The organism is Allosalinactinospora lopnorensis, from assembly GCF_000981225.1.
In the GTDB taxonomy this organism is placed as follows: domain Bacteria; phylum Actinomycetota; class Actinomycetes; order Streptosporangiales; family Streptosporangiaceae; genus Allosalinactinospora; species Allosalinactinospora lopnorensis.
The window spans coordinates 25,894-41,472 of sequence record NZ_LAJC01000055.1; the positions used below are offsets into that span (position 1 = coordinate 25,894).

Consider the following 15,579-nt stretch of genomic DNA (forward strand, 5'->3'; position numbering starts at 1 on the left):
CTTTATCCGGCGGACGGCCGTCCGTGTCGAGAGTCGCCGGCCGTCCGAATCCCGGCGGTCGCGGCCTGCTCGCCTCCCGGCGCTCCTCACCGCGGCTGGCAGCAGGCGGAGGACTCCCGAGCGCACGGGGGCAGGGCGCTGAGTCCCGCGGGCTGCCCGCCGGGCTCGGCACGTTCGGCGATGAGTTCGCGCACCATCGAGACGAACCTCGGGTGGGTACCGGGGGCGAGCGCGCGGACGAAGTCGATCCCGAGGCCTCGCGCGGTGTCCAGCGCCTCGTGGTCGAGGTCGTACTTGACCTCCATGTGGTCGGACACGAAGCCGTAGGGCACCACGACCACCGCGGAGACGCCCTCCTCCGCGAGCTCCTCGATCCGGTCGTTGATGTCGGGCTCCAGCCAGGGCTGGCTCGGCGGACCGCTGCGGCTCTGGTAGACGAGCTCGTAGTCGTTCCCGGTCCCCAGACGCTCGCTCACCAGCCGGGCGACCTGCCTAAGCTGCGCGACATAGGCCCCTCCCGGACCGTAGCCCTGCCCCGGCCCGCCGCTGGCGTCGGCCATGGCCGTGGGAATGGAGTGCGCGGAGAACAGCAGGCGGGCGCCGGCGCGCTTGTCAGCGGGCAGCCCGGCCAGCGCTTCGCGGGTGTGCTCCACGAGCGGCTCGACGAACCCGGGATGGTCGAAGAAGGGACCGATCAGATCGATCTCGGGAGCGTCGGGACCGGCAGCCTCGCGGGCGGTCGCGATGTCGTCGAGGTAGGCGCGGCGGCTGGAATAGCAGCAGTAGGCCGAGGTCGCCAGCGCGACGACGCGTCGCACACCGTCCTTGGCCATCTGGGCGACGGTTTCGGCGAGCAGCGGATCCCAGAACCGATTCCCCCAGTAGATGGGGAGGTCCACGCCATTGGCGGAGAAGTCGGCGCGGACCGCCTCGATCAGGTCCCGGCACTGCTGGTTGATCGGGCTGACACCGCCGAACAGGAAGTAGTGTTCACCGACCTCCGCAAGGCGCTCTCGAGGTATGCCACGGCCGCGGGTGACGTTCTCCAGGAAGGGAATGACGTCATCGTCGGTTTCAGGGCCGCCGAAGGAGAGCAGCAGGAACGCGTCGTAGGGCCTCATGACTACATGAAACCAGGTCGCGGGAACACGTTCGGTCACCTCAGCGGTGACGGCCTCCCCGCGCTGCACGCGGCCCACCGCATGGGTAGCCTCCCTGTTCTCGGCCCGCCCTCGTTCCCTTCCCCTTCGAAGGGCGGAGGCCGCAGCTCCCCGCTGCGGGTCCCCGCCGCACCGCTCCGCTGCCTCTCCGGGAGGACTCTCAATGACGAATGTGTTATGGCACACCTGGTCCGGCACCCAGCAGGTCAGTCCGCGCCGGCTGATCGCTCCCAACAGCACCGCGGACGTCGTCGCGGCCGTGCACTCCGCCGCCGGGGAGGGGCTGCCGGTGCGGATGGTGGGATCCGGGCACTCGTTCACCGGCGTGGCGGTCACCGACGGCGTGATGCTCGCCCCGACCTCGCTGACCGCGCTGCGCTCGGTGGATCCTGAGGCAGGTACCGCCACCGTGGAGTCCGGCCTTCCCCTGTGCGACTTCAACGAGGCGCTGGCCGGGCACGGCCTGGCGCTGGCCAACATGGGCGACATCGCGGTGCAGACGATGGCGGGGGCCCTCCAGACCGGGACGCACGGCACCGGACGGGATACCGGCGGGCTTGCCTCGCAGGTACGCGGCATGGAGCTGGTACTCGCCGACGGCAGCGTCGTGACTTGCTCGGCCGACGAGAACACCGACCTGTTCGACGCGGCCCGGGTCGGGTTTGGCGCCTTCGGCGTGGTCACCGCACTCACCATGGAGGTGCACCCTGCCTTCCTGCTGCGCGCGCGCGAGGAGCCGATGCCGCTCGACGAGGTCCTGGAGCGGCTTCCGGAACTGCGCTCAGACAACGAGCACTTCGAGTTCTTCTGGTTCCCGCACACCGGGCAGACCAACACCAAACGCAACAACCGGGCCGACGGGCCGGCCGCTCCCCTCGCCCCGTTCAGGGCATGGCTGGACGACGAGTTCCTGTCCAACTCGCTATTCGACGCGGTCAACAGGTTCGTCCGGCAGGCGCCGGCGGCGGTTCCGGCGATCAACCAGCTCTCCTCCCGGGCGCTGTCCGCGCGTTCCTACACCGACGCCTCGCACCGCGTGTTCGCCAGCAGCCGGCGCGTGAAGTTCGTGGAGATGGAGTACGCGATCCCCGTCGGGCATCTGCCCGACGTGCTTCGCGAGATCCGCGGCATCATCGACCGGCGGGGCCACCGGATCAGCTTCCCCATCGAGGTTCGCTTCACGCCGGCTGACGAGGCGTGGCTGTCCACCGCCCACGGCCGCGACACCGCCTACATCGCGGTCCATGTCTACCGGGGCGTCCCGTACGGCGACTACTTCGCCGACCTGGAGGCCGTGTTCACCTCGGTGCACGGCCGGCCGCACTGGGGCAAACTGCACACGCGCGACCGCGCCTACCTGGAGCGGGTCTATCCGCGGTTCGGCGCGGCGGTGGCTCTTCGCGACCGGGTGGACCCGCGGCGTCGCTTCGGCAACGCCTACCTGGACACCGTGCTGGGCTCCTGAGCCCCGCGGTGGGGCGGGGAGGATCCTCCCCGCCCCACCGCGGTACCAGCCCCAAAGGGGTGGGATGGCGGTCGACCCCCGGAAACACCTAGCGCCGTGTCCCCTACAGGGGAGACCGCGGTTCGCCGTACTGGCCGCCGGGCGGCGCCGCTCCCCCGTTGTCGGGCTCTCCTTGCTCCACACCGCCCTGGCCGCTTTCGCCGTCCTGCTCGGCGGGGTCGTCCTGCTGGCCTTCGGTCCCCGGGTCGGGTTGCTCGCCGGTCTCCCCGCTCGGTTCCTCGGGCTGGTCCCCGGTTTCCGGGGCCCGGCCCGGCTCCTCGCCGGGGTCTTCGGGGTCGGGAGGAACGTCCTGTCCGGGGGAGTCATACTCCTGGCCCTCGGGGTCGGGGCCGGGTTCGGACTCCTCCTCGGTCGGCTGCTCACCGCTCTCGGAGTAACCGCCCATGAGCGTCGGCGCCGACTCGGTGTCCCTGCCCTGCACGGTGTCGGTCAGCGAGCGCCCGGTGAACAGCTCGAACATCAGGATCGCCAGCATGACCAGGCCGAAGACGACCAGCGCGGAAACGAGCAGCGGCTTCCACCCGCGCCGCTTCCACCAGGACCGCTCCTCCTCCGGGGCATCCGGGCCTTCACCACCGCCGCCCGGGCCCGCTCCCCGGGCGGACGAGGGGCCGCCGACCGCGGGCATCGCCCGGGTGGCGCCGGACCCGCGGGTATCGGTCCGCGTCGTCTCCGCGGGGGAGTCGGGAACGCCTGCCCCGGTACGGAAGACGGCCGTCTCGTCCTCGCGGCCCGCGGCCGCCGAGAACGCCTGGGTCGCCCGGGTGTCCTCCGGATCGTGCCCCGACCGGGGCTCGCGGCCCTCGTGGGGTTCCATCGTGGCGGCGAGCGGCCTATCGGCGTCGGCCGCGCCTCCAGGGCCCCTGTGGGACGACAGATCCCGGGTCGCGCTGGACGCCCAGCTCCGTTTCTCGGCAGGGTCCCGTCTGGCACGCTCGGCAAAGCCCTTGGCCCTGTCCCCGCTCTTCTGGAAGAAGTGCTGGATGACGGCGGCCCCGGCCGTGCTCAGCACGCTCATCACCGCGGCCCCGATGATGGTGCCGTAGACCCCCAGGAACGAAGCCGCGGTTGCGGCGCTCAGCGTGGCCAGTCCCCCTCCGGCGACCTGGGCCATGCTCAGGTCGATCCCCTTCTTTTCTTCCTTCCTGTTCTTCTCCTCGTCCTCGGTCATCCTCCCCCCTCATACGCCGCTCGGCGCGGTGCGGCTCTCGGATCCCCCGGGACCGTCCGAGCCGGATGCGCCGCGCGGCGCATCCGGCCACCCCCGTCGTAACCGGTCAACCATTCCAGGGGGGCTCAGTGTTCCTCCCTCGTCAGAAGCCGGACGCCGCCGCTCGCCGGAAGGGCGCCGGGGCGCTGGTCGGCCGACCGGGAACTCGATCCGGTGGCCCTTACGGGGCGCAACGCCATACGTATCCGGTCCGCGAGAGGTGTCCCCTCTCCGAGATAGCATCACCGACGGGACGTCAAGAGGAGACCAAACCGACTCTCGCCGCTCCCCTGGGAGCAGGCCCGCTCACGTGTCAGGATGGCACGATAGGAGCACCGGGACTTCTCCGGGCAGGCTGCCGCGTGCCCGGAGGGACACGTACGGTTCGGACATGCCGGGCGCGGTACTGGCCGAACGACCGGATGCCGACAAGACTGAGAACGTGGGGGATGGCCCGGGACCTACCCTCGACGGGACGCGAAAGGGAGGGCGATGCAGGAGCTTCGCCTCGTCGCCGTGAGCGAGGACGGCACCTACCTGGTCTTGGCCAGCGCCGGCCGTGGTACCCGCTTCATGCTGCCCGTCGACGACCGTCTCCGCGCCGCCGTGCGCGGCCAGTTCTCCCGGCTCGGCCAGTACGAGATCGAAGTGGAGAATCCGTTGCGCCCGAAGGAAATCCAGGCCCGGATCCGCTCCGGGGAAACCGCGGAGGCCATCTCCGAGTACTCCGGGATCCCCATAGAACGCGTGCGCTGGTTCGAGAGCCCTGTGCTGCAGGAACGCGAGTACATGGCGCAGCAGGCCCAGCGCGCGTCGGTCCGCCGCCAAGGGGAGTCCTCTCCCGGTCCGACCCTCGGTGACCTCGTGAACGAGCGCATCGGTCCCCATCAGCTGGAGACCGGCGATGCCGTGTGGGATGCCTGGAAGCGGGAGGACAACACCTGGCAGCTCAGGTTGGCCTTCCAGGTGGCCGACGAGGAGCGCGTGGCGCACTGGAGGTACGAACCCCGCCGCCGCTGCGTCACCCCGGCCGACGAGGAAGCCGTCCGGCTCTGCACACCGGAGGCCGCAGAGCCGCTGGACCTCGGTCCCGGAAGCGCCAACGTGACGCCCTTCGTCCCGCGCCGCCAGGGCGGGGCAGCGGAGTCCGCGCCGCCCCGGACCGACCCCGTGGCTCCGCCGGAAAGCCCCCTGTCCTCCGCCGCGACCGAGCAGTCGCCCTCCACGACCCCGCTGAAACCCGCCGCTCCCCCCGAGAAACCCGCGGCGCCCGGGCGCGTCTCGGTCACATCGGAACGCACGGCCCCCGCCCCGGCCGGGCAGGAGAGCGCCGCCACGACCGCTCCGCAGCGCCGTCCGACCGGGAAGCCGCACGAGCCTGCACCGGCGGACGACGCGCCGGAGCCGCCGGCACGTCCCCAGAGTCCCGCCGCCGAGGGACCCTCCGGTGAACGCCCCGAGCCGGAAGCGCCGGAGACCCCCGCCGCCCAGCACTCCGCTCCGCCCGCCGCCCCTCGCTCCAAGGAACGTTCCGAACGCCAGGGCCGGCAGGAGCGTTCGCGACAGGAGGCTCCGGTGTCGGCCGCCGCAGCGGGCGGGACCACCGGCGGCGCCCAGACGCCCAAGCGCAAGGGCCGCGGCCGCCGCGCCTCGGTCCCTTCCTGGGACGAGATCATGTTCGGCTCCAAGAAGCCCGATTGATCCGCCGCCGCGCCTGTTACCGCAGCGGGCCGCCCGGTGCTCGCGTTCCCTCGTAGCGAGGGAACGCGAAATCGGCCGGGCGGCGGCGTCCATGCCTCGACGGGACCGTCAGGAGGCGGGGCCCTCCGGTTCTTCGGCCTGCACGGCGCCTTCCGCGCCGTCACCGTCCGGTGGCTCAGGCGACCTCTCCAGGAACGGGCGGACCATTTCCGGGGTCACCGTCGCGGCGAAGGCCACCGACTCCTCGAACCCGGCGTCAATGGCGGTGTAGCCGCCGCTGCCGGCCCCCACCGCGAGCTCCAGGTGCGCCAGACCCGACCGGCGCTGGAACAGGCTCTGCGACCACGTCCATCCGATGATGGCCTCGCGCCCCACCACCGCCTGCTCCCGGCGCAGCGACCCGGAGCGCACGCTGACCCGCCGGCCGTCGTACCCGTGCCCCAGAGAGCGGTAGCGGTCCACGCCGAGCGGGACACCCAGCAGCGCCACGAAAGCGAACGCGCCGGCCAGTATGTACAGCCCGGCGCCCCCGGCTATGACCGCCAGCACGGCGAACGGCGCGACCGCGCGGAAGAGGCGGCGTCCCAGGGCGGGCCCGGGGTGCGGTATCAGCAGTCCCCGGAACGGCCTCAGCGCCTGCTCGATGACCTGCTCCACCCGTGCCCGGTCCCCGATGGGCAGCAGCATGGCGCGCGTGGCGGTCTCGCCCAGTCCGGTGACGACCGCGCGCAGCCGGACCGCCCGGCGCAGGCGCTCCAGCGGGCTGTCGAGCAGCTCGTACCCGCGGATCCGTCGGTACTCGAGGGTCACGCTCTGCCGGGTGAACAGCCCGCGCTCGGCGATGAGCGCGCCCCCGCGCCTGCGGAGCGTGAAACCCCAGTGGGTTATGCCGTAGGAGACGACGGCGAACACCGGCATCAGCAGCAGCAGGACCACGATGGTCCCGACGGCGACACCGATGAGCAGCGTGACGTCCCGGAACAGCAGCCACCCGACCGCCTCCTCCGCGGCGCCGGTCTCCCCTATGACCTGGCCGATGAGCCCCAGGAGCGCGGCGAGCACCGCGAACGGGGTGACCAGGTGCGCCAGGCTCAGCAGCGCGTAGAAGTACCAGCCCGTCGGCATTGTGAAGTAGACCGTTTCGGGTTCCGGCGAGCCGTGCGCCGCCCCCGGCTCCCCGGTCCCCTCATCCGCCGCGGGCGCGGCTCCCGGCTCCGCGGCCGTTTCTCCCGCCCCCTCCGTGTCGCCCCGCAGGACAGCGCGGCGGTGCAGCAGCACCCGGCGCAGGCGTTCGGCCTCCTCGATGGTGACGGCGTCGAGTTTGCCCTCCTCCTCCCGGCCACCACCCGCAGCGGCCTCGACCTTGACGACCGCCAGCCCGAAAAGACGGTGCAGGAGGGTGGACGTGATGTCCACGCCGCGCACGCGCTCCAGCGGGATGGTCCTGCGGTGCCGGTTGATCAGTCCCTGGCGGATCTCCAGCCGTTCCGAGCCCACCTGGTAACTGAACGTCAGGTAGGTGAAGAGGCCGGAGAGCATCATCCCGACGATGGCGACGGCCACACTGCCCAGGACCCACGGGTTGAAGTTCCCCACCACGACCGCGACCCCGAGCGGGACGGCGAATCCCTTCAGGAGGTTGACCGGGGCGGTCATCATCGAGCGCGGGCTGAGCCGGTACACCGGCTCCGGGGGCGGGACGGGGGCCGGCGCGGGCTCGGCTGCCTCGGGGCCGCGACCGCCGCCGTAGGGCTCCTGCGCCCCTGGGCCGCGCCCGCCCTCAGGGCTGTTCCCGGTCTCGGAGCGGGCCAGCGCACCGGGCACGAACCGGTAGTCGGGTCGGACCTCCCCGCCCGAATCACCGGGGCCGGTGGGAAGGCCGGGTTCCTCGTTCTCGGTCAAGTCGCGTCATCCCGCACTTCGCCGATGCGTACCGCCAGCTCTTCGGAAATCCGTTGCGCCTCAGCGGCGTCCAGCCCTTCGATGGTGGACGATCCGGCGTAGGAGGCCGTCTGCACGCGCAGCGTGGCCACGTTGAACATCCGCTCCAGCCAGCTCTGGGTGTGGTCGACCGTCTGGATGCGGCTCACCGGGACGAGCTGCCAGGCCCGGCTCAGCCAGCCGGTGCGCGTGTAGACGACATCGGAGGTGACCTCCCAGCGATGCACCCGGTACCGCCAGCGCGGCGCGACGATCGTCTTGACCAGGGCGTACCCCAGGTAGACCCCCGGGATCCACCAGACGTGCTCCAGGAGCCACCCCGGAACCCAGGGCCAGGCCGCCGAGACCATACCCCAGGCGATCAGACTCAACACGGTGGCCACCATGATCGACGAGATCGCATGGGCCAATGTCCACATCGGTACGGCACGAGGCGACACACGGTACTGCGGCGCACGCAAACGGGTGCTCATCACGCCCCGAGTCTAGGACTTTCCGGTCGCTCTTCGCGGACACGCGTCCACTCACGGCCACCTACCCGCGCTGCCCCCGGCGAACACGGCGCACCGGACGGCGCCGGCGCGGTTCCGGCCACCAGGCCGGGCACTGTCAGCACGCCTGTCAGCGGTTTGTCAGTACCTGTCCCGAAACTGGGAGGGTGAACGCTTTCGAAGGAGACGAGGCAGCCGCCATCCGCGCGGACGGCCTGGTCAAGAAATTCAAGGGAAAAACGGCTCTCGCGGGGGTCGACCTCACAGCGCGTACCGGGACCGTGCTGGGAGTGCTGGGGCCCAACGGCTCGGGCAAGACCACCACGGTGCGCATCCTCTCGACTCTGCTGCACCCGGACGAGGGGCGCGCTACTGTCGGCGGATACGACGTCGTCCGCCAGCCGCACCAGGTGCGGCGGCTGATCGGGCTCACCGGGCAATACGCCGCGGTCGACGACGAGCTCAGCGGCACCCAGAACCTGCTGCTCATCGCGCGGCTCCTCGGTTACACCCGCCCCGGTGCGCGGAGGCGCGCGGCGGAGCTGCTGGAGCGCTTCGCGCTCAGCGACGCCGCCGACCGCCCCGTCAAGACGTACTCGGGCGGCATGCGGCGCCGGCTGGACCTGGCGGCGAGTCTCGTGGGGCGTCCCAGCCTGCTCTACCTGGACGAACCCACCACCGGCCTCGACCCGCACAGCCGCAACGAGATGTGGGACGTGGTGCGCGGCCTGCTGGACGACGGCGTGACCGTGCTGCTGACCACGCAGTACCTCGAGGAGGCCGACCAGCTGACCGACGACATCGTCGTCCTCGACCACGGCAAGGTCATCAGCCGGGGGTCACCCGATCAGCTCAAGGCCCGCGCCGGCACGCAGGTGCTGCAGGTGCAGCCGGTCGAACCCGGCGAACTCGACCGGGTCGTCGGCATCGTGGAGCTCGTCTCCGGATCGGAGGCCCGCACGTCGAGCAGCACCGCCAGTGCCGCGGTGACGGACCCCGCCGTGCTCCCCGAGGTGGTGCGCCGCCTCGACGACCAGGGGATCTCCGTGGCCGAGCTGACCCTGCGCAAACCCAGCCTGGACGAGGTGTTCCTCGCCCTCACCGGCCACCCCGCCGACGACGTTCCCAGCGACACCACGGCCCCGGCTTTCGAAAGGACACACGGTTGAACGCCGCGACGATGACGGAGCTCCCCGCTTCGGACAACGGGCCGAACCTGGTGCCCCGGATCACCCCGGCGGCCACCGTCCAGCACGGGGCCCTGCTGGCCTGGCGCAGCTGCTGAAGATCAAGCGGAACCCCGAGGAGATCCTCGGTCTGACGTTCATGCCCGTCATGTTCGTGGGGCTGTTCGTCTTCGTGTTCGGCAACGCCATCGAGGGCGGCGGGTGGCAGGTCTACCGGGATTTCATCATCCCCGGTATCACGGCGCAATCGGTGATCTTCGCGACCATGGGCACCGGCATCACGCTCAACACCGACATCGAGAAGGGCATCTTCGACCGGTTCCGCTCCCTGCCGGTCGCGCGCTCGGCACCTCTGATCGGCGCGATCCTCGGCGACATGGTGCGCTACCTGCTGACGGTCATGATGGTGCTGATCGTCGGGTTCGCCATCGGCTTCCGCCCTGAGGGCGGCGTCACCAGCATCATCGCCGCGACGGCCGTCGTCATGCTCTTCGCGTTCGGGCTGTGCTGGCTGTCGGCGTTCGCCGGGCTGCTGCTCCGCACTCCGATGGCGGTGCAGACGTTCGGCTCGATCTGGATGTTCCCCCTGACGTTCGCCAGTTCGACCTTTGTCAACCCCGACGACATGCCGAGCTGGATGGCGGCGTTCGCCGCCGTCAACCCGGTCACGCACGTCGTCGACGCGATGCGCGGGCTGCTGATGGGCGGCCCGGTCGCCGGGCCGCTGCTGTGGACCGTCGTCTGGACGGCCGGCCTCACCGCGGTCTTCTTCCCGCTCGCCACGCGCGCCTACAAGCGGCGCTCCTGAACGGCGGGGCGGGCGCCGCGCCCTCAGGCGCGCGCCCGCCTCTCCAGCCACGCCCCGATGTCGGAGACGATGTCCGCGCGCCCGGTGTCGGCGCCCTTCCGGTACGCCTGGGCGAAGCCCGCGTCGCCGAGGCGCGCCCGCGCCCTCGCACGCAGCCGGACGATGTTGGGCTCGGCCTCGTTGGGCAGCCCGCGCACGGCCTCGGCGTAGCCGAGCAGTGTGGCCGCGCGCTCGGGGCTCTCGCCGAGCACCTTCTCCGCGAGCACTTCGAGGACCAGGCCGGCCTGCGTGGCCTCCGTACCGGGAAGGATCCCGTTCCACGCCGTGACGGCGTACCGCCACGACTCCTCCGGCTCGCCCAGCTCCATGGCGGTGCGCGCCAGGTTGGCGTAGCACACCGGCTCCACCTGGCGGCGGACGACCCGCCCCATGTTCTCGGTCTCCTTGAGGACCCCGAGCAGGACCGAGCGGGCGCGGGCGGCGGCACCGGCCACCCGCTCGATCTCGGCCTCGGCCAGCCGCAGCATGATGACGCCCTCGCGCTCCAGCCCGACCGGGGTGATCTCCGCGACGTCGCGCCGGGCCGCCTCGGTCTCGCCCTGGTTCGCCCGTGCGAAGGCCCGCCGGCTCCGCAGTACCGCGTCCAGACCGTTGACGCCGATCTCCCCGGCCAGAGCGATCCCCTCGTCGAGCAGCGCCCGCTCGTGCTCCAGGTCGCTCAGCCGCACCAGGTCACCGAGGATGATCACGGCCTGGGCGGTGCCCCACCGGTCCCCCAGGCGGCGGAAGCCTCCAGCGCCTCCAAGAGCAGGTCCCGGGCCCGCCGGGCCGCCCCGCCCTGCATGGCGACCAGGCCTATCAGCACCCTGGCGGTGGCGCGCAGCCACGGATCCCGCTCCTCGGCGCTGCGCTCGAGGCGGCGCAGCACCTCCCCGCGGTCATGGCCGAGCATCGTCAGGTAGACGGGCAGGAAGATCAGTGTCCGGTGGTTCTCCGGTGCCTCTCCCGCCCGCCGCAGCACCTCCTCGGCCCGCAGCACCCCTTTCTCGGCGGTGATGCCGTCGTTCTCGTCGGCGGCGGCCGACATGAACAGGCATTCGGCGTAGGCGACGGCCCGCCCTTCGGGCGGCTGCTCTCCCGTCAGCTCGATGATCTCGCCGGACCAGCGGCAGAGGTCGGCCCAGGTGTCGGTCATGTGCCAGTACCACTGCGCGGCGTGGTTCAGGTCGAGAGCGAGGACGGTGTCGCCGGTGTCGATGGCCCAGCGCAGCGCCGCCGTGAAGTTGTCGTGCTCGGCGCGCAGCCGGGACAGCCAGGTGAGCTGCTCGGAGGTGCGCAACTTCGGGTCGGCCTCGTTCCACACCCGCAGGATGTGCTCGGCGTGCGCGCGGCGCAGCACCGCCTCCTCACTGCTCTCGGTGAGCCGCTGCGCCGCGTAGGCCCGCACGGTCTCCAGCATCCGGTAGCGGGGCTCGCCCTCCTCCGCCGGAAGTGGATCGGCGATGATGAGGGACTTGTCGACGAGGGCGAACAGCACCGACCAGACGTCCCGTCCGCCGACCTCGCCCGCACCGCCGTCGCTGCAGACCTGTTCGACGGCGTCCAGGGTGGCTCCGCCGGCGAACACCGAGAACCGGCGCAGCAGCGTGCGCTCGGCCTCGTCCAGCAGCTCCCAGCTCCAGTCCACGACGGCCTGCAGTGTCTGGTGCCGCGGCAGCGCCGAGCGGCTGCCGTTCGTCAGCAGCCGGAACCGGTCGCTCAGCCGTTCGGCGAGCTTCGGGAGAGGCATGGCGCGCACCCGGGCCGCGGCGAGCTCCAGCGCCAGCGGCATGCCGTCGAGTTCTCGGCATATGCGCACGACGTGCTCGGCGTTGCGCTCGTCGACGGTGAACCCGGGCCACGCGGCCGCGATCCGTTCGGCGAGCAGCCGCACCGACGCGTAGTCCCGGGCCTGTTCGGCCGGTGTCCCTTCGGGCGGCAGCGCCAGCGAGGGCACCGCGAGCAGCCGCTCGCCGTCCACGGCCAGCGGCTCCCGGCTGGTGGCGAGGATCCGCAGGCGAGGGCAGGCGGCGAGCAGGCGTTCGGCGAGTTCCGCGACACCGGTGACCAGGTGTTCGCAGTTGTCCAGGATCACCAGGAGAGCCTGCGGAGCGAGCGTCTCGACGATGCGGGCGACCGGATCGACATTCGGGGCGGAGGCACCCGTCTGCATGACCATGAGGGAACGTTCGCGCAGCCCGAGCGCGGTGAGGACGGTGTACGGGATCTCCGCGTCGTCGCTGATGGGGGCGAGGTCGACGAACCAGACGCCGTCCGCGACAAGCTTCGGCTCCCGCTCGGCGACGGTGGTGCCAGTCTCGATGGACAGCCGGGTCTTGCCGGCGCCCCCGGGCCCGATCATCGTGACCAGGCGCTGGCCACGCAGCAGGCCGACCGCGGTACCGACCTCCTCGTCGCGCGCGACGAAGCTGGTGAGAACGCGCGGCAGCCGTGTGACCGGCGGCGGGCGGGACTCCTCTTCGCCGGGCGGCACCGGCTGCAACTCGCCGCGCAGCAGCCGCACGTGCAGTTCCTGCACGTGCGCAGAGGGGTCGATGCCGAGCTCCTCCGCGAGCGCGCGGCGCAGCCGATCGTAGGCGGCCAGCGCGTCGGCTTGGCGGCCGGAGGCGTCCAGCGCGCGCATGAGAAGCTCGACCGGCTGCTCGCGGAGCGGTTCCCGCGCTACCAGCGCTTCGATGTCGGGAAGCGCGTTTCGGTGGTCGCCGTAGTCGAACCGGCAGGAAAGGCGCTCCTCGGTGACGCCGCGCCGCAGTTCGGCCAGCCGGACGGCGGTGTCCTTGGCGGCTCCGGTACCGGAGAGATCGGACAGGGCAGGGCCGCGCCACAGGGAGAGCGACTCTTCGAAGACCCGGGCCGCACCGCGCGGATCGCCGGCCGCTCGCAACTGGCGTCCGCGGTTGACGAGGTCCTCGAACTCGCACAGGTCGATCTGCGAGCGATGGACATCCAGCCGGTATCCGGCGATATCGCCGTGCAGCGGCACACCGTCGCCCAAGGCGCGCCGCAGCCGCGAAACCAGGGCCTGTAGTGCGTTGCCGGCACCGGTGGGGGCGTCGTCGCCCCAGATGCCGTCGATGAGCCGGTCGGTACCGACCACGCGCCCCGGCTCCAGGAGCAGCAGCACCAGTAGTCTGCGTAACCGCGCGCCGCCGACAGGGACCGTCCCCCCGGTCTCGTCGCGCACGGTCAAAGGCCCCAGGATGGAATACCGCACGGTCCTATGATCTCCGATGGTCCGCCTCCGGTCTCAACCGGTTTTCCCTGAACGCGCCGCACCGTCCGGGGGTTCCCGGGCAGGATGGCGCGGGTGGCGAGTGCCGTGGGACCGCGCATCGCGGATCCGGGGCCCGTCGGCATCTGGACCGGAGTAAGGTTCCAAGGGAAACTCGCCGCAGGGGCTGCCCGCGGCGCCACACCCGGAGGCGTCCGGGGATCCGGCCCGGCGACGCCCCAGGAGAGACCAATTCAGAAGTTTCGCAGGAGCCCCATGTTCCCGGTCGCACCCCACTGTTCCTCCGGCTCGCGCCACGGTGCCGTCTCGGCCCTCCCGCGCGCACGGCGCCGTTTCGCCGTGACGAGCGGAGCGGTCGTGCTGCTGGCCGCAACGGCGGGCTGCGGCTCGCTCTCGCCGGCGTTCGAGAACGAGATGAGCGCCGACATCAATGTGAACAGCCCGATGATGCAGGAGGGCCGTCCGCTGCCCGACGCCTACACCTGCGCGGGCGAGGGCGTCTCTCCCCCCTTGGAGTGGTCGGGTCTGCCCGATGAGGACCGGACCTCCTCGATCGCCGTTGTCGCGGACGACCCTTCGGATGCGCATGTCTTCTGGGTGCTCTACGGCATGGACCCGCAGGTCCCCGAGATCCGGCAGAACAGCGTTCCGCAGCCGGCGCACCAGGGTCAAAACAGTGCGGGCGGGTCCGCCTACGACCCGCCGTGCCCCGAGGAGGGGCACAAGCACGAGTACCGGTTCACTGTCTACGCGCTGAGTGAGGAGGTCGACCTTCCCGAGGGCGCGCCGTTGGAGGACTCCTTGGAGGCGATCGCCTCGCGCGCCATAGCCCGGGGGTCGCTCACCACTACCAGCGGGTAGCGAAATGCGCCACAATCGACCCAGGAATGTTTTCCCGCGTTTTGGACACATAGCTCGATTGCATTCTCGCAAAGGACACCAGGAAGCTTCCGTCGCCCTCTGCACTCGTGCCGCAACTATGCATAAAGTGGATCCGTGCCCCCCCTTGATTTTTTGATGACCACATTCACTCAGCACACAGCGAGGCGCCAGCGTCGTGCCGTCCTCCCGCGGACGAGCGCCGTGGACGCCTCTCCCATCCCCGGCGGCGGGGGGCTGCCAGCCGACCGCCCGGGGATCGGCGTGCGGAGCTCGTGCGTGTGCACCACGGTTCCGGCCGACCACCGCGTGCAAGGCGGATCGGCAACGGCGGCATCAGGCCTTGAGGGGCGGGTGCCGCCGCGTCCGGTGCCCGCTGACCACATCACCCCCGCCGGTGGCTCCTCTGTCCCTTCCCATGCCGCAGGCCCTAGGGTGGTGCGTTCACCATGACCATTACGCTCATCACCATCATCGCCGTCATCGTCGTCCTCGCCGTCCTCGTGCTGATCCTGCTGGGCATGCGCGCCCTCAGTATCGGTAACGCGCGCGATGAGTACGAGGACGACTACGACGACTACGGTGATGACCGATTCGAGGGCGAGGAGGACGAGGAGGAGGCCGAGCCCGCTCCCCGCCCGCGCGGGCGCCGCTCACGCGCCGACGCCGACGAACCGCGTCCCGCACGGCGCCCCCGCCTGCGGCGAAACCGCGCCGACGACGACTGGGAGGACGATTCCGGCGGGCTGTCCGACAACGACTTCTGGTCGAGTCTGTCCGGCGACGAATCGTCCTTCGGCCGCGAGGACGACGAACGGCCGCGGCGGCGGGAGGCGCGTAACGAGGCGACGCAGGCCATGTCCGCCGTCTCGGACGAGGGGGACGACTCCCCGTACGACGACGAGCCCGAGCCGGCCCCGCGCTCCCGCGGCCGCCGCGCGCGCCGCGCCGATGGCCCCGACCCCGCCGGGGAACCGGAGACCCCTCCCGCGGGAAGCACAGAGATCCCCGACCCCGACCTCGCCAAGCTGGCGAGTCTGGGCCAGGAGAACGACTCCGCCGCCGCGGCTTCCGAGAGCACCCCGCTTCCCAAACGGCCGCCCCTCCCCGAACGGCCGCCCCGGGACCAGGATCCCGCGCCGCCGCCCCCATCCCCTCCCCCATCGGCACCCGTTCGACCGGATCCGCTGAACGACCCGCTCGGGGTGCCTTCGGCGCGCGAAGCGGGATCCCAGAGCCCGCCGGAGACCCGGTCGTGGACGCCGCCGACACCTTCGGGCACCGGAGAGCCCTCCCGGCCCTCCTCCAGGGACTCGGGCTCCTTCTCCCGCGATCCGCTCGGCTCACCGGCCGCCCCGTCGTCCAGCGGCTACCTCCCCGGTGCG

At 71.6% G+C, this 15,579-nt stretch carries 10 protein-coding genes and 2 pseudogenes; 6 read left to right on the forward strand and 6 right to left on the reverse strand.

Annotated elements, in window-relative coordinates:
- Nucleotides 1-86: 86 nt before the first annotated feature.
- A complete protein-coding gene (locus VS93_RS18755; protein ID WP_046471216.1) occupies nucleotides 87-1,121 on the reverse strand; it encodes a ferrochelatase in 1,035 nt (344 codons plus the stop codon).
- A gap of 202 nt (nucleotides 1,122-1,323) precedes the next feature.
- Here VS93_RS18755 and VS93_RS18760 point away from each other — a divergent pair, with 202 nt between their 5' ends.
- Nucleotides 1,324-2,625, forward strand: a complete 1,302-nt coding sequence (locus tag VS93_RS18760; RefSeq protein WP_046471209.1) for a D-arabinono-1,4-lactone oxidase — start codon at nucleotides 1,324-1,326, stop codon at nucleotides 2,623-2,625.
- A gap of 103 nt (nucleotides 2,626-2,728) precedes the next feature.
- Here VS93_RS18760 and VS93_RS18765 read toward each other — a convergent pair whose 3' ends face one another.
- Nucleotides 2,729-3,856, reverse strand: coding sequence for an ICP22 family protein (locus VS93_RS18765; protein ID WP_052745852.1), 1,128 nt, complete (start codon nucleotides 3,854-3,856; stop codon nucleotides 2,729-2,731).
- A 531-nt stretch (nucleotides 3,857-4,387) separates the two neighbouring features.
- Between VS93_RS18765 and sepH the strand changes: the two genes are divergently transcribed.
- Complete coding sequence (sepH, locus tag VS93_RS18770) at nucleotides 4,388-5,596, forward strand: septation protein SepH (RefSeq protein ID WP_046471210.1); 1,209 nt, start codon at nucleotides 4,388-4,390, stop codon at nucleotides 5,594-5,596.
- Between the two features lie 108 nt (nucleotides 5,597-5,704).
- Here the strand turns inward: sepH and VS93_RS18775 are convergent, their stop codons facing one another.
- Together VS93_RS18775 and VS93_RS18780 are read right to left on the reverse strand one after the other, a co-directional pair.
- The gene (locus VS93_RS18775; RefSeq protein ID WP_046471211.1) at nucleotides 5,705-7,498 is read right to left on the reverse strand and encodes a PH domain-containing protein; all 1,794 of its coding nucleotides are present in this window, start codon (nucleotides 7,496-7,498) and stop codon (nucleotides 5,705-5,707) included.
- Entirely contained in the window at nucleotides 7,495-7,911 is a 417-nt protein-coding gene (locus tag VS93_RS18780; protein WP_338022767.1) for a PH domain-containing protein, read from the reverse strand. The genes VS93_RS18775 and VS93_RS18780 overlap by 4 nt, the downstream gene beginning before the upstream one ends.
- 284 nt (nucleotides 7,912-8,195) lie before the next feature.
- On the opposite strand from VS93_RS18780, the gene VS93_RS18785 reads away from it, so the two are divergent.
- Together VS93_RS18785 and VS93_RS18790 are read left to right on the forward strand one after the other, a co-directional pair.
- Nucleotides 8,196-9,197, forward strand: coding sequence for an ATP-binding cassette domain-containing protein (locus VS93_RS18785; protein WP_046471212.1), 1,002 nt, complete (start codon nucleotides 8,196-8,198; stop codon nucleotides 9,195-9,197).
- 11 nt (nucleotides 9,198-9,208) lie between these two features.
- Nucleotides 9,209-10,023: pseudogene (locus tag VS93_RS18790) on the forward strand (ABC transporter permease).
- A gap of 23 nt (nucleotides 10,024-10,046) precedes the next feature.
- Here VS93_RS18790 and VS93_RS27160 read toward each other — a convergent pair.
- Both VS93_RS27160 and VS93_RS18795 read right to left on the reverse strand, forming a co-directional pair.
- Nucleotides 10,047-10,772, reverse strand: coding sequence for a hypothetical protein (locus VS93_RS27160; protein ID WP_052745853.1), 726 nt, complete (start codon nucleotides 10,770-10,772; stop codon nucleotides 10,047-10,049).
- Nucleotides 10,769-13,297, reverse strand: coding sequence for a BTAD domain-containing putative transcriptional regulator (locus VS93_RS18795; RefSeq protein WP_052745854.1), 2,529 nt, complete (start codon nucleotides 13,295-13,297; stop codon nucleotides 10,769-10,771). The genes VS93_RS27160 and VS93_RS18795 overlap by 4 nt, the downstream gene beginning before the upstream one ends.
- Before the next feature lie 273 nt (nucleotides 13,298-13,570).
- Between VS93_RS18795 and VS93_RS18800 the strand changes: the two genes are divergently transcribed.
- Together VS93_RS18800 and VS93_RS18805 are read left to right on the forward strand one after the other, a co-directional pair.
- The gene (locus tag VS93_RS18800) at nucleotides 13,571-14,176 is read left to right on the forward strand and encodes a YbhB/YbcL family Raf kinase inhibitor-like protein (protein ID WP_082127010.1); all 606 of its coding nucleotides are present in this window, start codon (nucleotides 13,571-13,573) and stop codon (nucleotides 14,174-14,176) included.
- Between the two features lie 467 nt (nucleotides 14,177-14,643).
- Nucleotides 14,644-15,579, forward strand: a pseudogene (locus VS93_RS18805) (hypothetical protein); the annotation flags it as partial.